Below are 24084 nucleotides of genomic sequence, written 5' to 3'. Positions count from 1 at the left end.
CTGGCCGGCCCGACGGGTTACCACAAATCGATTGTGGAGACTGCCAATGCACTGCATCGCGGTGGCTACCCCGTGTCCATGCTCTCCACGATTCCGGCTCCGGAGCGCTACCGGCAGGTCCAGAGGTGGCCGCTGGATCCCGGCATCCCAGCACTGGAGCTGAAGAACCTGCCCGCGGAGGGTGGAAGACTGCTCGCCCGCAACGTGCACCCCGTGTTGGAGGGGCGGGTGGCCGGGGTCCGCTACGCCCTGACCGAGAACCAGCTCGCCGCACTGCGTCAGCTCAACGCCTCCCTCGGCCCGGCCGACGTCGTTGTGTTCACGACTGCTCTGCAGGCCGCTATCTACCACTGGGCTCTCGACGGAGCCCCCCGTCGCGTCCGGACGGTTCTGCAAGTCCACGGTGACTACCGCACCCACAATGAGCTGTGGAACCTGGTGCTTGAGGCTCGCGACAGCATCGATGTCGTGCAGACTGTCGCAGAGGGCCTCAAGGGACAGTTCATTCCGATCTTCGGCGCTTCGAACGTTGTCTGTGTGCCGAACATCCACCACCCCAGCTCGATCGTCCGAGCCCCCCATGAGGGCGTCGAGGTGGTCCTGCCCGCGTCGTTCCAACATCGCAAGAACCAGCTGGACGCCCTGAGGGCTCTAGCACGGGTGGAAGACCCCTCAGTACGACTGAGTCTCTGGGGAAACATCAGCCACCTGAACCCCTACTTCATTGCAGTGCAGGAACAGATCCAGAAACTCGGTCTCCAGGATCGGGTCCGCATCCCGGGCTTCGGAACTGAGCAGGACGTCTACTCTCGGGCGGACATTGTGCTGATGACGTCCCTCTCGGAGGGCTTCGGGTACCCCCTGCTCGAGGCGGCCTACCACAGCCTGCCCACTCTCACCTACGACTACGACTTCGGTCCCCAGGACGTCGTCGAGGACGGCGCCAGCGGCTTTGTTGTGCCGATCGGCGATGTCGATGGTCTGGCTGCCCGGCTACGTGAGCTCGCCGCCGACCCGGGTCTGCGGGAAAGACTCGGGCGCCGTGCGCGCGAAGTCTTCGACGAGCGCTTCTCCCCAGAGGCGGTCGTGGCACAGTACCGCGAGCTGTTCGGAGCTCCGGCCGGGCGGTCATCTGCACTCGCTGATCTCTTCCCCGTGTCCGGTGGCGAACCGGTGCCCCTCGAGTCCATCTCCCATCGCATCACTGGCCCGCGTGGGCGGCGGCTCCACCGCATCACAGTGCGTGGGGAGGTGCCCCTGCACGCGGTGCGCATCGACAACGGCGAACGCACGGCGGAGCCGAAGGTCCGTCGCGATGCATCGCACACAGTCATCGAGTTCCCCGTGGGTTCGGCGGACATCGTGTCCTACGGGGCTGAACCGGGTGACACCGACCGGCACTACCTGGCCGGCCCCGCCCAGGGGACAGCGATGCCGGTGCTTCCGCGGCTGCGCCGGGACGCGAATTACGACATGGGGACGCCGCCCGTGGAGGACACGATCCACGCGACCAGCGGTGGCGCCGCTCATGTCGGGTTGAGCACGACACCGAAGGCCCTGGTCGGCTTCGCGGGCGAGGCTGTGGGGGCTGTCGTCTGGAAAGCCCAGCAGGTGCTACCCGCGATGCGCCCGACCAGATCGGCGGCATCCTCAGAGAGCGTCCCCGTCCCCTCGGAGGGTGGCACTTCAGTCGCAGACACCCCAGCACTGCCCGGCATCGACGGTCCGGCGACTGACCCGGCCGTCGACGCCGCCATGCCCGGTACGGTGGAGCCCGCGAGCGCCACCGCATCACAGACCGCGACGCCCCAGGAGGGGCGCGTCGATACGACATCTCCCGTTATAGCCATTCGCAATCTCGGCCGCGCGGCTGGTCTGCCCGCCCAGGCGCTACGCACCATCGGGACGGTCAGTCGCACCTACGCCAACACTGCAGGGAAGCTCTTGGTGCGCTCCGTAGCTGTGCGGCCCGCCGCGCCGACACGCCGCGAGCTTCCGCGCCATCCGTGGTTCCCGGTGACTTCTGGAGTGGACAACTTCGGGGAACCGATCAACGCTCCCGGCGGGGTCGAGGTGCAGGAGGGTGGCACTGCGGAGCGTCCCACTGTCCGCATTCGAGGCGAGTACGACTGGGTGGATCTGCAGGACGGGCACGCGCGTCGGCGCGTGGTCCCGCCGTGGAGCTACGGAGAAATGTTCGAAGCCATCTGCGCTGCGGAGGCGAAATATTCGCTGTTCGATCGCACGGGCCCCGGGGGCGTCCATCTGTGGGAGCTGGGTCGTTCCGCAGCCGTGATACAACTTGCGGAGGCGGCCGGTTTCTTCGGGCCCTCGCCGCAGGCTGCCGGCGTGGTGGACGACGTGTACACCGGGGCCAAGACTCTCCGGAAGGCCCCGCGAGCTCGCACGGTGGTCTTCGACTACCCCCGCCGTGGTCAGAGCGGCTACCGCACTGCGGCGTTCGTCGAGGAGGACACGCTGTTCGTGGTGCAGCCGGGTGGGGACGGCTACCCAGATGTCACAGAGGACAACCTGGTGTACCCGATGCATGAGTTCACCCAGTGGCGTCAGCAGTGGCGTCAGCGCTGGTCGCATCTGAGGGTGCCGGAGGTCGATGCGCGACCCTACGAGGCGGCGCTCTCTGACACGTTGGGTATCCGGGTGGACCTTGGCGACCATCTGCGTAACCGGCTGGCGAAGTTCCTGGCTGAGCGGGAGTTTTGGACTCCGGTGTTCGAGCGTGTGCAACCGGAGGAAGTCCTCATTGCGTCCAGTCACTGGAGTGCTGGTGTGGTCGCTGCGGCGATGCGATCAGGTGCGCGTGTCTCCGACATTCAGTACGCTCTGACCAGCCGGTACGCCCCAAGCTTCTGGTTCGGTCAGAAACCTCACTATGGGGCAACACGCTTTTACGCGTGGTCGGACTTCTGGGCGGAGCGCACCAATGTCTACCAGGAGCACAGCGTGGTTCCGCGACAGCAGCCTGAACTCATTGAACTGGCCGAGAAGTCGGGACAGAGTGTTGAGTGGGATATCTGCATCATCTCTCAACCACGGATCCTGCGTCGCCTTTTGGCTTTCGTGAGGGATCTCGTGCGGGAGCGGCCGGGTCTCCGCCTGGTGCTCGCCCCTCATCCGGCGCAGCGCGCGACAATCGCGCAAGACCTCGCGGCTGCGGGTCTCGACGAGCATGTGGTGATCTCGCAGGATGACACACTGCGGACGATGGCGCGTGCGGAGGTGTGCGTGGGGACGTTCTCGACCTCCCTGTGGGAAGCGGCGGCGTTGGGGAAGCCTACGTATGTGATTCAGGTGCCGGGCTACGAGGAGACCTTGGAGGACATCGAGTCCGGTCTCTTCCGTCTCGCGCGCTCACCGCATGATCTGGTGCCGTTCGAGGTCCCTGAGTTCCGTCACCGCATCTTCCGCTGACCGATGGACATCCAGAACCACTACTACGGCCACAGCGCGGTCCTGGCCCTGTACGCCGCGCAGCGCTCCGTTCGGCACATCGACGGGCTTCTCCAACACGGGTGGACGGTGGCCTCTCCCGTCCGGGTGCACTTCGCAGACTTCCCGACGTTGCCTCGCGGAGCACGGCGCCTGGTGTGGAGCCATCAGGCTCGTGGCTGGGACCCGGGCGAGGAGAGCGCACCGACGACTCCGATCGGGGCACCGTTCCTGTACCTCAGTGCATTGACGGCTTCGATCCCCGTCGAACCGCTCGGTACGGCGGTGGCGTTCCCCGTGCACGACACCCGGCTGGTGAAGATCGCCCAGGACGATGTCCTTGCGAGGGAGCTCGCTGAGCGGGAAGGGCCCTCGATCGTCTGCCTGCATCCCGAGGACCTCGACAGCCCGGTGCGCCTGCGCACTTGGCAGGAGCAGGGACATCGCGTGGTCAGCGCGGGTCAGCGTCGCGATCCGCTGTTCCTTGGCCGGATCCTCCGCCTGGTGCGCGGAGCTCGATCCGTGGTCTCCAACCAGCTCTCCACCGCGGTGATCTATGCCGCCGCAGAGGGCACCCCCACTGCGCTCCACGCCACCGGCATCTCCATCGGCGCACTGGGCACCAGTACTGCCGAGCGGACGCAGCGCCTGTGGCCGGAGTTCCACGCTCAGGATGCGAACGTGGACCTGCTGCGTGGGATCGCCCGCGCCGAGCTCGGCGCCGCGCACCTGAGAGAGCCGGATGAGCTGCGCGAGATCCTGGGATGGGACCGATGTGCGTTGCGACCCGCCGCGAGCTACTGGGCAGGCGCCCCGCTGCGTAAGGCCGGCGCGGTACTGGGTGTGTTCGATCGAGCCGAGGGCGCGGCAGATGCCGGCGCCGGGGTTTCCCCACTGACATTCCTGCGCCACCCCCTCAGCCACCTGCCTGGCCGTCTTCCCCGTCTGCCGGGCGATCACGAGCTGTTGCCGAATCCTCTCAGCCCTGTCGGCTGATTCCGGATCGCCCCCGCAGCACGACGTTCCGCGCACGATGCTCGGGGCACTGTGCGGTCGCGGACTCCTGGCGATGGAGGTGGGTGCCTCTTGCGACGCCGCCGACCTGCTGGAGTCCGAGATCGGTGAGGACCCGGCGTACACGCCCGCCGCCACTGCGCTGCCTTGTCTGGGCGCACGTCTGCAGGACGACCGCACGATGGTCGACCTTCGCAATGAGATCGGGTACGGGGCCCCGGGCGCCGGCCGCGCCGGTGCCCGCCCGGGCGACCGCGAGCAGGCCCTGACCCGCATACCCAGGGTGAGTACCTGCGCAGCTGGCGGGTGTGCCGCACGGCACCGCACTGTCAGATCCTCGAGCGCCGCTTCGGTCCCGGCTTCCTCAACTATCAGTCGCTGCCGGAGGACCCGGGCGCCTCCCTCGTCGTCGTCTCCGACGACGGTGTCAGCGACGAGATCCGCGGCGCGCAGCACCTGGCAGAGCTCTCCCAGCAGTACCGGGTCACCGCCACTTGCGATTCGAGACTGTGCAGCCGCCTGGAGCACAGCTTCCCGGACGCCCGATTCGTGGACGTTCCCCGCCGCATCCGCGGGATCCTCAACCCGGTCTACGACGGACGCTGGTGCGACCCGACCCTCGCCAGCCACCTGCCGGCTCACAACGACCCCTTGGTGGCCGAGGCGGACTACGTGGCCTTCGGTCAGAATCTCACCGTCAACCGCTTCGTGGGCATCCTGTCGCGACGCGACACTGTCGGTTACCTGCTGCAGGCTCCGAACCGGGCAGTCCTCCGCCTGGGAGCGGAGTGAGGATGGGTCTGGTCTCAACCAGCCACCTCGTCAGCGCCTCGCGCCGGACGATGTACCTCGGCCTGGAAAAGCTGGCGCCCCTGCTGGATGCCGACGGAGTCGAGTTCTGGTCCCTCCAGCATGGTCTCGGGGTAGCAGACGCCGAACTCCTGGATGCCCACGGGGTCCGGCAGATCACCGACATAGATCTCTTCGACGACGCTTCCGAGGGGCTGGCAGTCCTTGCCGCCTCGATGGACCTGGTGAGCGGACTGAGCACAGCCTCGATCGAACTGCCCGCAGAGGTCGGCACGCCGATCTGGCTGCTCGGGCTCAGCCCCCGAGAACGATCTCTGTCGCACCGCGGGGAGCCGGACCAGCACCGACGGGCTGACGTCCAACTCCACGATCATCGCCTCCCCCATGAATCGACTTCACCGCGCTCTACGAGGAGTGTGTGGACCTCGTCAGTGCCGAGTGTCGGCGGTGTCTGGTGCATCTCGTCCGCTCCGCGGGGCGGACCTGAGCGGGGGGGCTCCGCTCACACCTCGGAATCAGCCGCCCCGCTCCGGTACGATCTGCGCATGCCTACCAGCCAGAACGCTTCTTCCCAACAGATCCAGATCGGCGACCTGAGCGTCGGCGAGGCGCACCGTCCGTTCGTCGCGGCCGAGATGTCCGGCAACCACAATGGAGATCTGGGTCGCGCCCTCGAGATCGTCGACGCGATCGCCGAAGCGGGCGCTCCGGCCATCAAGCTGCAGACGTACACCGCAGACACCATCACGATCGACGCCGATGGGCCGGCATTCCGCATCACTGACAGTCATGGCCTGTGGGGCGGCCGAAACCTCTACAGCCTGTACCAGGAGGCCCACACCCCCTGGGAGTGGCATGAGGCGATCTTCGCTCGCGCGCGCGAACGCGGGATGATCCCGTTCTCCAGCCCGTTCGACGCCACGGCAGTCGATCTCTTGGAAGATCTCGACACTCAGGTCTACAAGATCGCTTCGTTGGAGATCGGAGACATTCCGCTTCTTCGACGGGTGGCCCGCACCGGTAAACCGGTAATCCTCTCCACCGGGGCTGCCGACGCCGGCGACGTGGACCTAGCTGTGAAGACCATCCGCGCAGAGGGTAACGACCGGATCGCCGTGCTCGGTTGCACCTCCTCGTATCCGGCCAGTGCCGAGGCCTCGAACCTTCGCACCATCCCAGTCCTGCGAGACACGTGGAACGTGGTCAGTGGACTGTCCGACCACACCAAGGGCATCGGGGTCAGTGTCGCTGCGGTCGCATTCGGTGCTGCGATCCTGGAGAAGCATGTGACGCTGCGGCGCGCAGATGGAGGTGTGGACGCCGATTTCTCCCTCGAGCCGCACGAGCTCAAAGCCCTGGTCGACGAGTCCTACGCGGCCTGGCTTGCCATCGGTGACGTGCACGTGGGTCCCACCGCGAGCGAAGCCGAAAGCCAGCGGCTCCGCCGCTCTCTGTACGTCACCGCCGATGTTGCGGCCGGCGACATTGTCACAGAGAACAACGTTCGCTCGATTCGACCGTCCGGTGGCCTCGAGCCGCGGTGGCTGGACGTGGTCCTCGGCCGCACGTTCACCCAGGATGTCCAGCGCGGCACCCCGCTTACCTGGGATCTCGTCTGACGAATACGTCGAATGCGCCGTCGCGGCGGTTCGGGTCGAGCACGTACCCCGCTCGGCGGAAAAGTCGTTGCGACGGCGCATTGTCAGGCAGGATCGACGCCACCAGAACGATCCCGGGGTGGTCGGCGAGGAAGACACGCTGCGCGGACGCCAGCACGTCCCCGGCAAGTCCGTGACCACGAGCCTCTGGTGCCAGAGTGATGGAGACTTCCCACTCCGCGCCCGAAAAGCCCGCCTCGTTCTCAGAGGCGAGCCTATCGAAACGCACCGTACCGACGGCTGTCTGTGCCCGCTCGACGACGTACAGGCATCGATCCGATCGGTGCAGCACACCGTAGTACCAGCTGCGGTGGCTTTCCCAGGACACAGGTTCAGTGGACCGCGAGACGGCCCGGGTCGCCGGATCATTCCGCCAACGCAACAGCAGTAGCGAATCCCCGGGGCCCGCAGGCCGGGCAGTGATCTCAGCGGAGTCACCACCGAGACGAGAAGCAAGTGCTACCTCCCAGGCGGCCACGATCCGTTCGGCCCCGAGACCGTCGACCGTTCTCCGACCGGTGCTCCAGGGATTGCCGGAGCGGAGATCCTCAAGGCCCGCCTCGAGGCGACGAACGGCGGTCGCGGGATCCTGACGCACTTGATCGAGAGTGCCCAGCCCGCGAGCCACTCCCGCTTCGAGTGCTGCCTCATAACCCGCGACCTGGTTGTCCACCACGGCCACCAGAAGGCTCGGCACGCCGATGCAGGCGAGCTCCCAGGCGGTGGTGCCCGCTGCGCTGAGCACCAGGTCTGCGGTGCACACGTGTTCGAAGAGCTCGGGGGACGGGGTGATGAGCTCGACTCCGTCTCCCGCCTCGGCACGCACGGCCGCCCAGTTCTGTTGAGGTGAGATGACACGGATTCGGCCGATGCCCTGCGCACGTGCACACACGGAGGCGATGGTCGCGGAAGCGCCCATTGCGTCCGTGCCACCCATCACGATCAGGACGTCAGCGCGGTCGGATAGCGGCCGGGGAGAAGCGGCACGATGAGCGCGCGCCTCCCGTACCTGGGCACGCATCGGTGCGTAGGCGATCCCCAGCAACACCTCACCGCTGCCGTCCGCGGGCCGCCCGACCCGCTCGGCGTGGATCGTCGAGTCGATCACGACATCGGCGGGCCGCCGACCGAACGTACTGTCCTCCATGGAAGAGAGCAATGCTCCGCTGACGGACACCTGGGCGCGCGCCTCGGGGCCGATGTCGTAGTTGTCCACGTGCACCACGCTCGCCCCTTGTTCAGCGGCCAAGACGCCCAGATCCTCCGGTGCTGGCGCGGTCTCCAGGGCGGCCTCGAGGAGCAGACTCTCGGCGAGCGGGGAATCGAACGATCCAGCGAGCACGACGCTGTGTCCGGCGTTCCGTGCGGCATCGGCGACCGAGAGAGCCCGGACCAGATGACCGATACCACCGTGCATGCTGGCATCGCAACGGATCGCGATGTGTGTCATCCGTCTGTCAATCGCTTCTGCCGCACGGCGGCGTTGAGCATCGCGATGTCGGGGCGGGACCGCAGGAGATCCACCACCTCTTGCCACGACGGCGGCCGGTCTCCGAGCTCGGCGACCATGGCGTCGAGCAGGTCCGCGTCCGCCTGAGTGTCCAGGGTCACCCGCAGATCGTTCGCTGCCGGCTGCACCACGACGCCCATGGTGCGGAATAGCTGCTTGCTGTCGTACAGGTACGACGTGACGTGTATGCGATGGAACGATTCCGCATCGCGATCGGCGATCTCCAGAGCAGCCCGGGAGGCGATCTCCGCGTCCAGCCCGCGAGGCAGCGTGCGTACCAGCGTGGTCGAGACATAATCGAGGGTCGGGTCAGTGCGCCACAGCGCCACCACCGAGGAGATCAGGTGCGGATCTGCTAGCGGACAGTCGGCTGTCAGCCGCACCACCGCGTCTGCCTCCGTCTCCTGCATGGCCAGGGCGAAGCGGGAGAGGACGTCGTTCTCACTCCCGCGCACCACGCGCACCCCAAGCTGACAGGCCAGATCGGCAACGGCGTCGTCGCCAGGCTCGGTGGAGGTGGCGACCACGACCTCGTCGACGCCTCGCGCCGCGTGGGCGGCCCGTACGATCCACCCGAGGGTGGGGCGCCCGGCCAGGGGCCGTAGCACCTTCCCCGGAAGACGAGACGAGCCCGTGCGGGCCTGGATGACAGCGACGATCCGTGCGGCATTCACCGTGCCATAATGGCACGCGAAGTCCGGGACGGTCGGCAACGACGGTCTCCCTCCACCACGTCGAAAGGGATCTGCATGTCCGTCTTCAGTGGTTCGTCCATCTTGGTGACCGGGGGGACCGGTTCCTTCGGCAAGGCCTTCCTCCGCGAAGTTCTGGACAACCATGACCCGCGGCGGGTCGTCGTGTTCTCCCGGGACGAGCTGAAGCAGTACGAGGTGCGCAACCTCTTCGGGAACGACCCACGTCTGCGTTGGTTCATCGGTGACATCCGGGATGAGCGTCGGCTGGCCCGCGCCCTGCATGGGATCGACTACGTCGTCCACGCTGCCGCGCTGAAGCAGGTCGACACCGCGGAATACAACCCGTTCGAGTTCGTCAAGACGAACGTGCTGGGCAGTCAGAACGTCATAGAGGCGTCCATTGACGCTGGCGTGAAGAAGGTTGTTGCGCTCTCCACCGACAAGGCGTCGAGCCCGATCAACCTGTATGGCGCAACGAAGCTCACCGCGGACAAGCTCTTCATCACCGGCAACCACTACGCGGCGGCGTACGACACCCGCTTCGCGGTGGTCCGCTACGGCAACGTGATGGGGTCGCGCGGATCGGTGATCCCGTTCTTCCGGAAGCTGGGCGCTGAGGGCAAGCCGCTGCCCATCACCGACCTCGCCTGCACCCGGTTCTTCATCACGCTGCCGCAGGCGGTGCAGATGGTCATCGCCACGTTCGACTTCATGCAGGGCGGTGAGCTGCTCGTCCCACGTATCCCCTCGATGAAGGTGACGGATTTGGCCCAGGCTGTGGTCCCGGGAGCCGAGATGGTTGACGTTGGCCTGCGCCCCGGGGAGAAGCTCCACGAAGAGATGATCAGCCCTGAGGAGGGTCGTCGCGCGGTGACCGTCAGGGACGGCAAGTACTTCATCATCCAGCCGGATCTCGCGACCTGGGGTTATAAGACCCCGGAGGGTGCAGTCCCGGTGGAGGAGGGGTTCTACTTCCGCTCCGACTCGAACGACCAGTGGTACACCCGAGAGCAGATCGCCGCCATCCTCGAGGAAGGTATCTGAGATGCTTCCGTACGGGCGTCAGTCCATCGACGACAGCGACGTCGAGGTCGTCGCGCGGACGATGCGCAGCGAATGGCTGACAACGGGCCCTGAGGTCGACCGCTTCGAATCGGCCGTCGCCCAGCGGGCTGGAGTTCCTCACGCGATCTCGGTGACCTCCGGCACCGCCGCCCTGCACGTGGCCTACGCGGCAGCTGGCATCTCGCCCGGTGATGAGGTGGTGACCACACCGTTGACGTTCGTGGCAACCGCCGCCGCGGCGGCCCTGCTCGGCGCGAAGATCGTGTTCGCCGACGTCGACCCGCGCACCGGGTGTCTCGACCCCGTTGCGGCAGAGGCGGCCGTCACCGATCGAACTCGCGTGGTCGCCGGTGTGGACTATGCCGGCGTGCCCGTGGACTCTGCCGCGCTCCGCGACCTCGCCACGCGCAGGGAACTCGTCTTCCTGGAGGATGCCGCCCATTCCATTGGTTCGACGCGCAATGGCGTTCCCGTCGGCTCGCTCGCGGACCTCACGGCCTACTCGTTCTTCCCCACCAAGAATCTCACCACCACGGAAGGTGGTGCGGTGGTCACCGCGAGCGATGAGCTGGCGGCACGGGCCCGTGCGTTCAAGAACCACGGTCTGGTTCGCGACCGTGCACAGCAGCGGTACCCGGACGAGGGGCCGTGGCACCAGGAGGTGCACTCCTTCGGTCTGAACTACCGCCTGCCCGATGTCCTCAGTGCGCTGGGAACCAATCAATTGCAGCGTCTGGACGCATTCGTCGCGCGCCGTGCGGAGATCAAGCGTGTCTACGACGACGCCCTCGTCGATCTGGACGGCGTGGATCTACCGGTTCAGCCCGAGGGCACCGCGCCCGCGTGGCACCTGTACCCCCTGCGGGTGCCCGCGCAGCGGCGCCGCGCCATCTTCGAGGCGCTGCGGGCCGATGGGATCGGTGTCCAGGTGAACTACATGCCCGCCTATTGGCATCCAGTGTTCGAGGACCTCGGCTATCAGCGCGGTATGTGCCCGGTGGCTGAGGAGTACTACCGCCGGGAGATTTCGCTTCCGATGTTCCCCGGTCTGACTGACGCAGATGTGGAGCGCGTCATTGCGGCCGTTCGCAAGGCGGTCGCCACCGCCTGATCGCGGGCACCATCAGCTGCCCGGGCGTCACTGATTCCGCCTCGGTCTCCTGCGACGAGATCGAGGCCCGTTGCCGCACCGCGGGCTATCTCGACGCCGGTGTCCGTCCTGAGTTGGACCTCTCGGGCCTGGTTTGAGAGATTTCAGTAGCGTTTCTGCTGGTCGTGGGGTTTCCAGGGTGGCTGGATGGGTCACTAATTGGGGGTAGGGTCGGGGGTTGTGAGCCCGTTTTTGAGGAAGGTGACCACGGCGTCTGGCGCGACTGCCGTGCAGGTGGTCGCTAAGGAGGGTCGGCGGAACAAGATCCTTGAGCATCTCGGGTCCGCGCATACCGAGGCTGAGCTCGCTGTTTTGATGAGGGCCGGCCGGGACAAGCTCAATGCTGGTCAGGAGACTCTCGACCTCGGCTTGGAGCAGGATCCCCAGGCAGCTGTGGTGCGGTCCATGCGGTCGCGCTTGCTGCTGGACGTGCTCCAGGCGACCTGGAGAGGGCTTGGTTTCGATGCGCTCGAGGACGAGGCGTTCTTCCAGCTCGTCGCCGCGCGTTTGATCTTCCCGACCTCGATGCTCGACTCTGCTCGCGTGCTGAGCGAGGTGGGGATCGATCCGGTGCATCGTTCAACGATGAAGCGCTGCCTGACCCGGATCCAGCAGTGCAAGTACCGCGACCAGATAGCGAAGAACTGCTTTGAACATGCCTCGACCAGCGGCGATATCTCTCTGGTGCTCTATGACGTCACCACGCTCTACTTCGAGGCCGAGCACGAGGACGAACTGCGGAAGGTCGGCTACTCGAAGGAGCGCCGAGTGGATCCGCAGATCGTGGTCGGGCTGCTGGTGGATCGGGGCGGGTTCCCGCTCGAGATCGGTTGCTTCGAGGGCAACAAGGCCGAGACCACGACGATCGTGCCGATCATCCAGCAGTTCCAGGCCCGCCACGGCCTGGCGGACATGGTCGTCGTCGCTGACGCCGGGATGCTCTCCACCGCGAACCTGACCGCCCTTAACGAAGCGGGACTGCGGTTCATCGTCGGGTCGCGGCAGGTCAAAGCCCCTGGTGACCTTGCACATCACTTCCACTGGAACGGTGACGCGTTCACCGACGGGCAGCTGATCGACACCATCACCCCACGTCACGGCAACACGAAAACCGACACGAAGCAGCACCGCCGGGAGCCGGTCTGGGACCCGACGGAGCATCCCGGGCACTGGCGGGCGGTCTGGGCGTTCTCGAAGAAACGCGCGACCCGGGATGGGCACACGCTGACCGCGCAGGAGAACCGAGCCCGCGCTGTGATCGACGGGGACGTGACCGTGAAGTCGACGCGGTTCGTGAAGACCACAGCGGCCGGTCGCAGCCTCGACGAAGCCTCCCTCAAGCGGGCACGGAGCCTCGTGGGGCTGAAGGGCTACGTCACCAACATCCCCGCGACGGTGATGTCCGCGGCGGAGGTGCTCTCCAGCTATCACGACCTGTGGCAGGTCGAGCAGTCCTTCCGGATGAGCAAGACGGACCTACAGGCCAGGCCCATGTTTCATCGGCAGCGGGACGCGATCGAAGCTCACCTCACGATCGTGTTCACCGCCCTGGCAATGGCCCGTCTCCTGCAGGCCCAGACGGGGTTCAGCATCCGCAAGATCATCCGGACCCTACGGCCGTTGCAGGACGTGACCATCACCCTGGCCGGCCAGGACATCACGGCCAAGGCCGAGCTCACCGACGATGCCCGCACCATCCTCAAGGCCCTCAAGATGACTTGACGCATGGGTCACTAAAGAGGTCCAACTCAGGTCCGTCGGCTGCGGCATCAGAGTTCGCGAGCTCCAGCACAGTCGACGCGGATCAGACGGGAGTGGTCAGTGGTGAATACGACCTCTCCGAGGTCGTCGCCACCCTGGCTGATGGGCGTGAACGTGTTGTCGTACTGGTAGAGGGTCCTCTCCACGTACACGTAGCCGATTCCCTGCTGTTCCAGGAGCTGACATTTCTGCGGTGAGCGGCCCGCGATCGGGACCGCGCGGATCACCTGCAGGTCCGCCTCCGTGAGAGCGGTGCCCGCCACGGGTACGTAGGCGTGCAGCCCGTGCAGCGCGAACATGTGGGCCGCGCCGGAGTAGGGACTGGCAAGAATCGCCCCACCGTTACGCAGTTCCGGCGCCGCCTGCGCGAAAGCAGCCCGCTCGTCAGCCTGGAGGAAGCGGCCGCGACCGGGGTACTCCGGGTCGAAGTTCTTCGCGGCGTTCTCCGCCCGGGCAGGGATCGATGTGAGCACGAGGACGACCGCAATCGCCGCGATCGCGGCGGCAGAACGTGTCCGGAGTCGATGCGGCGCCTGCCGAGTCCGTTCCAGACGGCAGCCCCACGCGCGCGCACCGGGAACTGTCAGGAGGCAGGAGAGCATGGCCAGCGGGATGGCAAGGCGGTCCTGACCACGGAAGTACAGGATGGACAGGTTTGCGGGAGAGTCCACGGCGGCATCGAGGTATAGGACCGCGATGAGGATCCATGCGACTCCCACCCAACGCAGCGTCCTCTCGCGCAGCGCCACGACCAGCCCCGGCCACCACAGCAGCGCGATGGCTGTACCGAGCGCCATCGGCCACACCGTGAGCAATCCGAGACCGATCTCCATCAGGGCAGTGGTCAACGATACCCTCAGGCCCCCGGTGAACCCCGTGATGCGGGACCCCGCAGGGGTGTACATGAGTGTAAGTACCGGCAGAATGGCCAGGATCGGCAGCACCGCGAGGGCGGGGTGCTCACGCCACAGCGGAGCCCCCGTCACCGCTGTGAGGACAGCGAGGAGCATGAGTGCGGTGACGGCGACATTCGGCTGCGCCAAAGTCAGCCCGATGCCCGCGAAGAGCACCAGCAGCACCGCCGCGAGCACGTTCCGGGCGCCGGTCTGGCGCGCTGCTGGATCTCGGCCTGTTGCCGACGTCGAGACGCGATCACGGGCCCTGACCCCGCGCTGGAGCGCCGAGTCTGAGACCGGGGTGGCCGACTGAGTCAAAGCACTCCACAACGCCGTCACAGCTGCCAGCGCGCCCGGTAGGGCGGCGAAGCCGACGAGGTTGGGGATGGGGGACAAATGAACCCAGAGGTTCAGGGGGCATGCGGGGATGACTGCAGCTACCGTCGCCGCCGCGGGAGGAGCCCAGGGCACCCGCGGGAATACGGCACGTGACAGCAAGGCGATCCCCACCAGCCACGGCACAGTGGACAGGACGACCACGGACGCGTTCAGAAGGATGGGAATCTCAATGCTGGGGATGATGGCCACCAGATCGTGGAAGGCGGCCGGGTAGGACCTGGGAACACCGGAGGTGCTGGCGATGGAGTTGAGCGTCAGACTGGACCCGTTGCCCGTTGACCGGATGTGTGCCAGCGCAGTGAGGTGGAAAAGTGTGTCGTAGCGCTCCAGGATCGCGTCGGGGCGACCGGCCGCTTGAGCGATCGGCAGCAGCGCCACTGCGAGGCCTCCGATGATCGCTCCGGCCCAGATCCAGCGCTGGGCGGGTGCGTCGCGCTCGGCCGAAACGGGGCCGAGCGCGACATTGGGCAGTGCCAGGCCCAAGGATCGCAATCCGACGGCGAGCACAAGAGTCACAACGGTGCTGGCGCTGAAGGCGATCCAGCTCCAGCGGACCTGCAGCAACTCGGCACCGATGGCTCCGAGACCTGCGATCGCCAGGCTCAAAGCAGGTGCGAGCGCCACAGCCAGACGGCGTGACCCTCCCAGCGTCCGCACAGTCAGCCACCCCGGAAGGTGACCGACCAGAAGAACGGCGATGGCGGCCAGCGAAAACTGGAGCAAGCCGCTCATCCGTGGTGTGTGTTGAGCGAGCGTTGGCGGTACTGCGCAGCCGGTTCGGCCTCATCGATGGCTAGGCGTCGGGCGAGATGGGTGGTGCGTTTTTCGGCATCCTTGGTCCGTGCCTCTTGCAGGGCGAGGAAGCCGAGCAGAACCAGAACTGTGGCGTAGAGCAGAAGGTCGGTTCCGCGTCCGACCCCTACGATGTGCGCGACGCGAGTGAGCATGGCGGGGAACAGCACGGTGAGGAGAGCGAACAACGCGAAGGCGATCACCAGCAAGCGGCGCACGGCCAGCTGCTTGGTTCCCCGGTGGATGAAGAGCCAGGCAACTATCGACACGATGCCCGCGATGAGGAGCGCCTGGATGATCATTGTGCGGCCCCCAGGGCCGACTGTTGCTCGCAGCACGTCAAGAAGTTCTTCCACGCCTTCAGGGTATCCTCTGCGAGCAACCTCGCTTCGCTGATGCACGCGGAGGATCAGCAAGGCTCTAATGAGCAAGGACCAGAGGAGACCTCATGGGGAGTTCCGACCCTTTGCGCGAAACTGCCGCGCCGGGGGCGGACGCCACCTGGTTCGTCATGCCCCTGTTCAACGAGGGGGCCGTGGTCGGGGATGTGGTGCGTGAACTGCGCCGCAGTTACCCCCTCGTCGTCTGCGTCGACGACGGCAGCACCGACGGTTCCGCCCAGGCGGCCGCGGAGGCCGGTGCGGCGGTGGTGCGCCATCCCTACAACATGGGGCAGGGCGCCGCGTTGAAGACCGGCATCGACTACGCCCTGCGGGACCCGATGATGCGGCAGGTCGTGACCTTCGACTCCGACGGCCAGCACCGGGTGGAGGATGCCGCCGAGATGATCGCCCTGCGGGAGGCCGAGGGCGTCGACATCGTGCTCGGCTCCCGCTTCCTCGACAACCGCACGAAGCCGGGCCTGCTGAAGCGGATGGTGCTGCGCGGCGCCGTCTGGTACACGAACCTCACCAGCGGGGTGAAGCTCACCGACGCCCACAACGGCCTGCGGGTGATCGGTCGTTCCGCCTGCGAGCGCATCACCATCGAGCAGAACCGTATGGCGCACGCCTCCGAGCTCGTGGAGGAGATCGGACGCCTTAAGCTCACCGTGCGGGAGCACCCGGTGCACATCCTCTACACCGACTATTCGCGGTCCAAGGGCCAGTCGGTGCTGAACTCGGTGAACATCGTCATCGACATGCTGTTCCGCTGAACCGGGCCGGTGGATCCGACCCGACGGGTCCGGCCCCACCGAGCCCACCCGGACAGGCGCGGGATCAGCCGGTCGTCCCGGGCGGTTCCGCGGATCCGTCGCGGATGCCCGCGAAGAACGACCGCACCTCGTCATCATCGGTGAGGATCGCCACCCCGGAGTGCCGCGTGCGGAACTGCGGATCCTCGATGGGGATCGACAGCACCCGGCCATCGTTCTGCGCGTCGCGCATCGTCAGCGCCATGCGACCGACGTCGAGGATGCCGCTGCGCTCGTCGGTGCGCAGCGCCGCGGAGCCGGCCCCGGCCAGCCGCACCTGCGCCACCGGGTTGAACAGCACCCCGGGGGAGGCGGAGCGCTTCATCAGTGCCGCCAGGAACTGCTGCTGACGCTGCTGCCGGCCGATGTCGGCCGTGGGGTCGAAGGCCCGGGCGCGCACAAAGGCGAGGGCCTGCTCGCCGCCGACGTCATGGCAACCCTGCGTCATGCGCAGGCCCGACTTGGGGTCGTCGACATCCCGGTCGATGCACAGGTTCACGGTGCCGACGGCGTCCACCAGGGAGGCGACGCCGTCGAACCCGACCTCGACGAAATGGTCCACCGTCAGCCCGGTGAACTCCTCGACGGTGCGCACCAGCAGGGCGGGGCCACCGAGGGCGTAGGCGGCGTTGAGCTTCATCCTCCCGTGGCCGGGGATGTCCACCAGGGTGTCCCGCGGCAGCGAGACCAGTGAGGAGCGGCCGTTGGGGGCGCGGTGCAGAAGGATGATGGTGTCGGCACGCTGCCCCTCGGTGCCGTCATCGGCGACGGTCGTGCCCCCGCGGCGGTCGGAGCCGGCCATGAGGTACGTGGTTCCTCGGGTTCCCTCAGCAGAGGAGAGCGCGTCGACATGCGCGATGCGGCTGTCGGCCCACCCCGCCAGCCCGATGCCCCATCCCAGGCTGATGACCAGCAGCAGGCACAGCAGCGTGGTCGCCTGCCGGACCGGGCGGGGGATGCGGCGGATGCCGCGGCGTCGCCGTGTCGACGGCCGCGAACCGCTGGGGCGGGGAGCGGGCGCCGGAGGACCGGCGGTCGGCGGACCCCCGATCTCCGCCTCGACCCGGGGCATCGGCCGGGTCGGTCGCTCTGCGGCCACCGGTGTCGCGGGGCCGATCCGTCGCACCGTCGATCCGGTGCGCACGGTGGATCCCGGCCCGGTGGGTGCGCTCCCGCGGGGAGCATCGGGGGCCGTCGCCCCGGGCACGACCCGTACGGAACCCCCCGGGCGGGCCCGATGGCCCATCGGACGGTGCGGTCGACCGGGCCGGCGCGGCGGGGTGTCTGGGCGTGAGTCCACGGATCTCTCTCCTCGCCGTCGTCGTGTGCGGTCGTTCCCGGGTCGCTCGGCCGATCACTGTAGCGCCGACTCCTCGGCGCGGCCGGGAGGCTCAACCGGTCCGGGTCCGTAGACTCGCGATGCCGCGTGCCCCACGGGGGCCGCCCCGCCGGGGTCGCCGCGCGGCACCCTGGTCGTGATCGGTGCGGAAGAAGGAGCGCGCGTGAGGTCGTCATCCGAAGCCCCGTCCGCCGGATCCCACGGTGCGGAACGGGTCGTCGCCGTCGTCGTCACCTACAACCGGCAGCAGCTGCTGCGGGAGTGCCTCGACGGTCTGGCCGCGCAGACCCGCCCGCCGCAGGCTGTGGTGGTCATCGACAACGCCTCCACGGACGCGTCCGGGCGTGTCGCCGCACAGCACCCCGTCGTCACCGAGACCATCCCCCTGCAGCGGAACGTCGGCGGGGCCGGGGGGTTCGCCACCGGCATCGCCCGCGCCCTCCAGGTGCACGGTGCCGACTGGGTGTGGGTGATGGATGACGACACCGTTCCGCGGCCCCGCGCCCTGGAGGCTCTGCTGCGTGCGGCCGACCGTGCCCGGCCGGTGCCCTCCGTGCTCAGCTCCCGTGCGGTGTGGACCGACGGCCGTGATCACCCCATGAACCGCTCCCGTGTGCGGGTGGGCGCCTCGCCCCGGGAGAAGACCCAGGCCCGCGCACTCGGTGCGCGGCCGATCCGTACCGCCAGTTATGTCTCGGCGCTGTTGCGCGCCGAGGACGTGCGCCGCCACGGGCTGCCCCATGCCGACTACTTCATCTGGTCCGATGACTTCGAGCACACCGGGCGCCTCCTGCGCCGGGGTCTCGGTCTGCAGGTGGACGACTCCGTGGTCGAGCACCGCACGCGGCTGTTCGGCAGTGCCCAGGCCTCCCCGGGAGAACGTTTCTCTCTCGATGTGCGCAATCGCCTGTGGGCGCTGCTCCGCACCCGTTCCTTCACCTGGTGGGAGCGGGTGCTCTACGGCGGGAGCACCGTCGTCGGCTGGATCCGTCTGCTGCGCCGTGAGCCCGATCTGCTGCCGCTGGGCGGGCGGGGTCTGCGCGATGCCCTGGTGCGTCGACCGCGTCCCTCCTGGCAGGTGCTCGCCGCCGATCCCGAGCAGGCTGCACTGATCCGTGCGGTCGATGAGGCGGCCGGTCGATGACGGCTCCGCAGATCACGCGCGGGACGGCACGGGGAACGCATCGGATCACCGCCCAGGACGTCACCGTCCTGATGCCGGTGTGGCGGGGTGACCGGCCCGACCGGTTCCGCGCCGCCCTGCGCTCCGCGACCGGTGACCAGACGGCACCGCCGGCAGAACTCCTCGTCGTCGTCGACGGCCCCGTCGGGAGCGATCTCGCCGACGTGCTGCACGCCGTGGAGGACGGGGAGTTCGGGCCCGCGCGGGTGCTGCGCGCGCCTGAGCATCGCGGCCTCGCCCCCACCCTGCAGGAGGGACTCGAGGCGGTGCGCACCGCGTACGTGGCCCGGGCCGACGCTGATGACCTGTGTCGACCCGAGCGCCTGGAGCTGCAGATCCGGGCCGTCCGTGCGCAGCCCGTGGACCTCCTCGGCGGGGCCATGCAGGAATTCTCCGAGGCGGTGCCGCGGGGGACCGGCCCACTCCGGGTGAGGCCCCTGCATCACCAACAGATCGTGCGGTACCTGCGCGGGCACAGCCCCTTCCACCACCCGACGGTCATGATGCGCGCCGACGCGGCGCGCGATGCCGGTGGCTACCGGGACCTTCCCCTGCTGGAGGACTACTGGCTGTGGGAGAGGATGATCCTGGCCGGAGCGCGCTGCGCCAACCTGCCCGACGTGCTCGTGGACTACCGCGTCGACGCCGACCTGTTCGCCCGCCGCGGTGGACTGCGTCTGCTGCGCAGCGATCTGAGGTTGCAGCGGATCCTGCACCGCGACGGTGTCATCAGCGCCCCGCGCATGCTGCTGAACCTCGGCCACCGGGCCGCCTACCGCCTCGCCCCCTGGTGGCTGCGCCGCTGGGGGTACCGGGTCCTGGTGGAGGGGCGCGCCCCGGCGCGTGCAGACGGAGCACCCGGGGCTGCAGAAGCGGGCCAGGGATCTGGCGGCGCGCCCCGGCGCGTGCAGACGGGGCGCACGGGGCCGCTGGGCTAGGGTGAGTCCGTCCTCGGCCCCTCGGGGTCGTCCCCTCGTGGAAAGGCACCGCCTGTGTCGACACCCGACCTCCTCATCGTCGGTTCCGGCCTGTTCGGCCTGACCCTCGCGGACCGTGCAGCCCGTGAGCATGGCGTGCGGGTCACCGTCATCGACCGGCGCGACCACATCGGCGGCAATGCCTACTCCGAGAGGGACGAGGCCACCGGCATCGAGATCCACCGCTACGGTGCCCACCTGTTCCACACCTCCAACACGCGCGTGTGGGAGTACGTCAACACGTTCACGGAATTCACGCACTACCAGCATCGCGTGTATACGAACCACAAGGGTGTGGTGTATCCGCTGCCGATCAACCTCGGCACCATCAACCAGTTCTTCCAGGCGGCGTACACCCCTGATGAGGCCCGCGCCCTCATCGCCGAGCAGGCCGGGGAACTCGCGGGCGCCGACCCCACCACCCTCGATGAGAAGGGCATCAGCCTCATCGGCCGCCCCCTGTACGAGGCGTTCATCAAGAACTACACGGGCAAGCAGTGGCAGACCGATCCGAAGAACCTGCCCGCCTCGATCATCACGCGCCTGCCGGTGCGATACACCTACGACAACCGCTACTTCAACGACACCTACGAGGGGCTGCCCAAGGACGGGTACACCGCATGGCTCGAGAGGATGGCGGACCACCCGAACATCGAGGTGAAGCTGTCCACCGACTACTTCGACACCTCGCAGCCGCTCAACAAGGACGCCGTGCGCGGTCAGGTGCCCGTGGTGTACACCGGTCCCCTCGACCGGTACTTCGACTACGCCGAGGGTGATCTGGGCTGGCGCACCATCGATCTCGAGACCGAGCATCTCGACGTCGGGGATTTCCAGGGCACCTCCGTGATGAACTATGCCGATGCGGACGTCCCCTACACCCGCATCATCGAGCCACGTCATTTCCATCCGGAGCGGGACTACCCGAAGGACCGCACGGTGATCCAGCGCGAGTATTCGCGCTTCGCCCATCGTGACGAGGAGCCGTACTACCCGATCAACTCCTCGACCGACCGAGAGCGCCTGCTGGCATACCGCGGTCGCGCCGAGCACGAGCCCCGCACCCTCTTCGGAGGGCGCCTGGGCACCTACCAGTACCTCGACATGCATATGGCGATCGGCTCGGCCCTCTCCATGGCCGACAACAAGCTGCCCGCGCTGCTGCGCGGCTGAGGAGGCGGCATGACTTCGACCACCGGCCCCACCGGCACCGTCCCGCAGGGGGAGCGGCGCCTCCTCCAGCGTCTGCTGCTGCCGCTGGAGGCGACCCCGGACATCGTGCCGCTGTACATCGAGCAGGACACCGCCCGGTCCGGCGCCTCGGGAGGTTCCTTCGGCCTCGGCAGCGCCGAACGCAGCGCGGTGAAGGAGAAGGCGGCGGAGGCCGCTCGCCTGTCCGCCTCCGGTCGATCCCAGGTCGAGCTGGACCAGTTGCAGGCTCGTCACAGTGTGCTCGTGCCGGCGCGGGCCATGCGGTCCTTCGGCACGTACTTCAACGCCTTCCCCGCCAGCTACTGGCGGCGCTGGACCCCTGTGCGGGAGGTGCGGCTCACGATCCGTACCAGTGGCCCGGGGCGCATCGTCATCCAACGCTCCACCGCGCGCGGTGCGATCCAGCGGGTCGATTTTCGTGTCGTCGAAGGGGAGACGGAGACCGTCGTGGACCTCTCCCTGGCCTCCTTCGGCGACGGCGGGTGGTACTGGTTCGACGTCCACGCCGGGGTGGACGACCTCGTCGTGCGCAGTGCGGAGTGGACCGCCGATGCTGCGCTGGCACGCGCCGAGGGCCGGATCTCGCTGGCCATGACCACGATGAACAAGGTCGAGTACTGCCTCGACAACATCCGCACGATCGCCGAGAGCGAGGACATCCGTGCGGTGCTCGACACGATGTACGTGGTGGATCAGGGGTCCGATCGCCTGCAGGACCACCCCGACCGGCTCGCGCCGCTGCAGCGAGAGCTCGGAGATCAGCTCACCATCATCGAGCAGGGGAACATCGGCGGCTCGGGCGGGTTCTCCCGCGGCATGTACGAGGCGGCCGTCGCCCGTCGCTCCACGTACGTGGTGAACTGCGACGACGACATCGTGATCGAGCCCGAGTCGCTGCTGCGCCTGACCACCTTCGCGGACTTCTGCACCCGGCCCACGCTGGTCGGCGCCCACATGTTCGACCTCAACAACCGTTCGGTGCTGCACACCTTCGGTGAGATCGTCGACCGCTGGCGCATCCAGCCGTCACTGCCCTCGCAGGAGGCCACGCTCGGCCACGACTTCGCCCTCGACCCCCTGCGGTCCACCCCCTGGCTGCACCGCCGCACCGACGTCGACTACAACGGCTGGTGGATGTGCCTGATCCCCACCCAGGTGGTGCGGGAGATCGGCCTGTCTCTGCCGGTGTTCATCAAATGGGACGACGCCGAATACGGCCTGCGGGCGAAGAACGCCGGATATCCCACCGTCTCCCTCCCGGGCGCGGGCGTGTGGCATGTCAGCTGGGTCGACAAGGACGACCTCGTCGGCTGGCAGGCCTACTTCCATGAGCGCAACCGCATCATCACGGCCCTGTTGCACTCCCCGTACCCACGCGGCGGCCGCGTGGTGAAGGAATCGCAGTTCATGGACGTGAAGCACCTGATCTCCATGCAGTACTACACCGAGGCCGGCCGTCTACTGGCACAGCAGGACGTGCTGCGCGGACCGGAGGTGCTGCACGACGAGATCGGCACCCGCCTGCCGCTGATCCGCGCCATGGCCGCCGAGTACGACGACGCCTCGATGGCTCGCGACATCGACGACTACCCGGAGATCCGCGTCGACAAGCCCCCGCGGAAAGGGCGCGGTTTCAGCCAGCCCGGCCGCGCCCTGCTCCCCGCCTGGACCGCGAAGACGCTGGTGAAACAGCTGGCGGTGCCGCCGACGGAGCGCTCGGCGGAGCATCCTCAGGCCGCAGTGCCGCACCAGGACGCCCGCTGGTGGCTGCTGTCGCACTACGACAGCGTTCTCGTCTCCAACGCCGAGGGGACCCAGGTGGCCTGGTACAAGCGCCGGCCCGATCAGGTCCGGTCGATGCTCTCGCGGGCCGTCGGCACCCACGTGCAGCTGTACCGCCAGTGGGAGAGTCTTCGCCGCCGCTACCGTGAGGCCGCCCCGGAGATCACGTCGTTCGCCGCCTGGGAGCGCACGTTCGCCGCGAATCCCGCGCCGCGCCGTGACGGCGACCAGGCCCGGTGAGCACCCCCGCGACGCGCCCCGCGGCCCGGGTACCCAGCCGCGCCGAACAGGCCGAGGGGTGGCGCGCCCCCGGGCAGGACGACGGCTGGCTGAACCCGATCACCCAGCGCTTCCTGCTGCGCCTTCTGGTGCGGAAGGAACTGCGGGTGCGGTACCGCGGCAGCGTGCTGGGCATGCTGTGGAGCTACGTCAAACCCGCCGTGCAGTTCGTGGTGTTCTACATCGCGCTCGGGGTCTTCCTGCAGCTGTCCAAGGGTGATGAGGCGTACGCCGTCTATCTGTTCTCCGGGATCGTGGTGATCAACCTCTTCGGGGAGGTGTTCGGCAACGCCACCCGATCCATCACCGGCAACGCGCCGTTGGTGTCGAAGATCTATCTGCCCGCGGAGTTGTTCCCCTGGTCCAGCATGCTGGTGGCCCTGGTGCATTTCCTGCCGCAGCTGTTGGTGCTGGTGGTGGGCGCGGCCCTGTTCGGCTGGCGTCCGGGGCCGGTGGAGATCGGCGCACTGCTGCTGGGATTGCTGATCCTGGTGGTCTTCACCGTCGGCCTGGGGTTGCTGACCGCTGCCTTCAATGCGGCCTTCCGCGACGTGGAGAACTTCGTGGACCTGATCGTCATGGTCGCCACCTGGCTCAGCCCGATCATGTATCGGATCGCTCTGGTGGAGGAGGCCATCGGCGGCACCCTGTGGTGGTGGTTGTACGTACTGAACCCGCTGACCATCGTGGTGGAGCTGTTCCACACGGCGTTCTGGCGCTACCTGCCGAGCACCCGCACCGCTGTGGCGGCCGATCCGAGCTTCGCGAGCACCGACGCGGCGGGGCTGTGGTGGGTGGGGCTGCTCATCGCCGCCGCCACCTTCGCCGTCGGCACCTTCGTGTTCGAACGGTCCAAGCGCCGCTTCGCCCAGGAGCTCTGAGGCGCGTGCAGATCGAGACCACGAACCGGCCGGAGC

19 protein-coding genes are annotated in these 24084 nt (G+C 67.7%); 13 read left to right on the top strand and 6 right to left on the bottom strand.

Annotated elements, in window-relative coordinates; all coding sequences use genetic code 11:
• The first annotated feature begins 228 nt into the window (after nt 1–228).
• From JSY14_RS03090 to JSY14_RS03080, 3 genes are all read left to right on the top strand, one after another.
• Entirely contained in the window at nt 229–3432 is a 3204-nt protein-coding gene (locus JSY14_RS03090) for a glycosyltransferase family 4 protein (RefSeq protein ID WP_259557302.1), read from the top strand.
• Nucleotides 3433–3435: 3 nt separating this feature from the next.
• The gene (locus JSY14_RS03085) at nt 3436–4446 is read left to right on the top strand and encodes a hypothetical protein (protein ID WP_259557301.1); all 1011 of its coding nucleotides are present in this window, start codon (nt 3436–3438) and stop codon (nt 4444–4446) included.
• A gap of 324 nt (nt 4447–4770) precedes the next feature.
• Nucleotides 4771–5256 (top strand): hypothetical protein, encoded by a 486-nt coding sequence (locus JSY14_RS03080; protein ID WP_259557300.1) that lies wholly within the window; start codon nt 4771–4773, stop codon nt 5254–5256.
• A 14-nt stretch (nt 5257–5270) separates the two neighbouring features.
• On the opposite strand, the gene JSY14_RS03075 is transcribed toward JSY14_RS03080, so the two are convergent.
• Entirely contained in the window at nt 5271–5642 is a 372-nt protein-coding gene (locus tag JSY14_RS03075; RefSeq protein ID WP_259557299.1) for a hypothetical protein, read from the bottom strand.
• A 177-nt stretch (nt 5643–5819) separates the two neighbouring features.
• On the opposite strand from JSY14_RS03075, the gene pseI reads away from it, so the two are divergent.
• On the top strand, nt 5820–6893 hold the full coding sequence (pseI, locus tag JSY14_RS03070; protein WP_259557298.1) for a pseudaminic acid synthase: 1074 nt from the start codon (nt 5820–5822) through the stop codon (nt 6891–6893).
• Here the strand turns inward: pseI and JSY14_RS03065 are convergent.
• Together JSY14_RS03065 and JSY14_RS03060 are read right to left on the bottom strand one after the other, a co-directional pair.
• Nucleotides 6874–8382 carry a bifunctional UDP-2,4-diacetamido-2,4,6-trideoxy-beta-L-altropyranose hydrolase/GNAT family N-acetyltransferase gene (locus JSY14_RS03065; RefSeq protein ID WP_259557297.1) on the bottom strand — a complete coding sequence of 503 codons (1509 nt, stop codon included), beginning with the start codon at nt 8380–8382 and terminating at the stop codon, nt 6874–6876. The two genes, pseI and JSY14_RS03065, sit on opposite strands and share 20 nt — an antisense overlap.
• A complete protein-coding gene (locus JSY14_RS03060; RefSeq protein ID WP_259559520.1) occupies nt 8379–9116 on the bottom strand; it encodes a glycosyltransferase family protein in 738 nt (245 codons plus the stop codon). Before JSY14_RS03060 ends, JSY14_RS03065 begins: the two co-directional genes overlap by 4 nt.
• A 75-nt stretch (nt 9117–9191) precedes the next feature.
• On the opposite strand from JSY14_RS03060, the gene pseB reads away from it, so the two are divergent.
• The 3 genes from pseB (at nt 9192) to JSY14_RS03045 (ending at nt 13074) form a co-directional block, all read left to right on the top strand.
• Nucleotides 9192–10181, top strand: a complete 990-nt coding sequence (gene pseB / locus JSY14_RS03055) for a UDP-N-acetylglucosamine 4,6-dehydratase (inverting) (RefSeq protein WP_259557296.1) — start codon at nt 9192–9194, stop codon at nt 10179–10181.
• Between the two features lies 1 nt (nt 10182).
• Nucleotides 10183–11313, top strand: coding sequence for a UDP-4-amino-4,6-dideoxy-N-acetyl-beta-L-altrosamine transaminase (pseC, locus tag JSY14_RS03050; protein WP_259557295.1), 1131 nt, complete (start codon nt 10183–10185; stop codon nt 11311–11313).
• Between the two features lie 219 nt (nt 11314–11532).
• Nucleotides 11533–13074: an IS1634 family transposase gene (locus JSY14_RS03045; protein WP_259557294.1), complete on the top strand. Its 1542-nt coding sequence runs from the start codon at nt 11533–11535 to the stop codon at nt 13072–13074.
• A 47-nt stretch (nt 13075–13121) separates the two neighbouring features.
• Here JSY14_RS03045 and JSY14_RS03040 read toward each other — a convergent pair whose 3' ends face one another.
• Both JSY14_RS03040 and JSY14_RS03035 read right to left on the bottom strand, forming a co-directional pair.
• On the bottom strand, nt 13122–15140 hold the full coding sequence (locus JSY14_RS03040) for a DUF6541 family protein (protein ID WP_259557293.1): 2019 nt from the start codon (nt 15138–15140) through the stop codon (nt 13122–13124).
• The gene (locus JSY14_RS03035) at nt 15137–15556 is read right to left on the bottom strand and encodes a DUF2304 domain-containing protein (protein WP_259557292.1); all 420 of its coding nucleotides are present in this window, start codon (nt 15554–15556) and stop codon (nt 15137–15139) included. Before JSY14_RS03035 ends, JSY14_RS03040 begins: the two co-directional genes overlap by 4 nt.
• Nucleotides 15557–15648: 92 nt before the next feature.
• Here JSY14_RS03035 and JSY14_RS03030 point away from each other — a divergent pair, with 92 nt between their 5' ends.
• Nucleotides 15649–16356 (top strand): glycosyltransferase family 2 protein, encoded by a 708-nt coding sequence (locus JSY14_RS03030; RefSeq protein ID WP_259557290.1) that lies wholly within the window; start codon nt 15649–15651, stop codon nt 16354–16356.
• Nucleotides 16357–16420: 64 nt separating this feature from the next.
• Here JSY14_RS03030 and JSY14_RS03025 read toward each other — a convergent pair whose 3' ends face one another.
• Nucleotides 16421–17539: an LCP family protein gene (locus JSY14_RS03025; RefSeq protein WP_259557289.1), complete on the bottom strand. Its 1119-nt coding sequence runs from the start codon at nt 17537–17539 to the stop codon at nt 16421–16423.
• 358 nt (nt 17540–17897) lie between these two features.
• Here JSY14_RS03025 and JSY14_RS03020 point away from each other — a divergent pair, with 358 nt between their 5' ends.
• The 5 genes from JSY14_RS03020 to JSY14_RS03000 are packed head-to-tail and all read left to right on the top strand — an operon-like array spanning nt 17898 to nt 24048.
• Nucleotides 17898–18878 (top strand): glycosyltransferase, encoded by a 981-nt coding sequence (locus JSY14_RS03020; protein WP_259557287.1) that lies wholly within the window; start codon nt 17898–17900, stop codon nt 18876–18878.
• Nucleotides 18875–19855: a glycosyltransferase gene (locus JSY14_RS03015; protein WP_259557285.1), complete on the top strand. Its 981-nt coding sequence runs from the start codon at nt 18875–18877 to the stop codon at nt 19853–19855. Before JSY14_RS03020 ends, JSY14_RS03015 begins: the two co-directional genes overlap by 4 nt.
• Before the next feature lie 54 nt (nt 19856–19909).
• On the top strand, nt 19910–21067 hold the full coding sequence (gene glf, locus JSY14_RS03010; RefSeq protein ID WP_259557284.1) for a UDP-galactopyranose mutase: 1158 nt from the start codon (nt 19910–19912) through the stop codon (nt 21065–21067).
• A 9-nt stretch (nt 21068–21076) separates the two neighbouring features.
• The gene (locus JSY14_RS03005; protein ID WP_259557282.1) at nt 21077–23128 is read left to right on the top strand and encodes a glycosyltransferase; all 2052 of its coding nucleotides are present in this window, start codon (nt 21077–21079) and stop codon (nt 23126–23128) included.
• Nucleotides 23125–24048 carry an ABC transporter permease gene (locus tag JSY14_RS03000; protein ID WP_259557281.1) on the top strand — a complete coding sequence of 308 codons (924 nt, stop codon included), beginning with the start codon at nt 23125–23127 and terminating at the stop codon, nt 24046–24048. The genes JSY14_RS03005 and JSY14_RS03000 overlap by 4 nt, the downstream gene beginning before the upstream one ends.
• Nucleotides 24049–24084 lie beyond the last annotated feature (36 nt).

This window comes from Brachybacterium sillae (assembly GCF_025028335.1).
GTDB classification, from domain to species: domain Bacteria; phylum Actinomycetota; class Actinomycetes; order Actinomycetales; family Dermabacteraceae; genus Brachybacterium; species Brachybacterium sillae.
The sequence above is the reverse complement of the archived record's forward strand: the minus strand, read 5'-3'. Positions and strand labels throughout refer to the sequence as shown.

Coding starts and splice junctions, on each gene's coding strand:
- JSY14_RS03085 (WP_259557301.1), top strand. CDS start 3,436: ATGGACATCCAGAACCACTACTACGGCCACAGCGCGGTCCTGGCCCTG.
- JSY14_RS03005 (WP_259557282.1), top strand. CDS start 21,077: ATGACTTCGACCACCGGCCCCACCGGCACCGTCCCGCAGGGGGAGCGG.
- JSY14_RS03015 (WP_259557285.1), top strand. CDS start 18,875: ATGACGGCTCCGCAGATCACGCGCGGGACGGCACGGGGAACGCATCGG.
- JSY14_RS03040 (WP_259557293.1), bottom strand. CDS start 15,140: ATGAGCGGCTTGCTCCAGTTTTCGCTGGCCGCCATCGCCGTTCTTCTG.
- pseC (WP_259557295.1), top strand. CDS start 10,183: ATGCTTCCGTACGGGCGTCAGTCCATCGACGACAGCGACGTCGAGGTC.
- pseB (WP_259557296.1), top strand. CDS start 9,192: ATGTCCGTCTTCAGTGGTTCGTCCATCTTGGTGACCGGGGGGACCGGT.
- JSY14_RS03065 (WP_259557297.1), bottom strand. CDS start 8,382: ATGACACACATCGCGATCCGTTGCGATGCCAGCATGCACGGTGGTATC.
- JSY14_RS03030 (WP_259557290.1), top strand. CDS start 15,649: ATGGGGAGTTCCGACCCTTTGCGCGAAACTGCCGCGCCGGGGGCGGAC.
- pseI (WP_259557298.1), top strand. CDS start 5,820: ATGCCTACCAGCCAGAACGCTTCTTCCCAACAGATCCAGATCGGCGAC.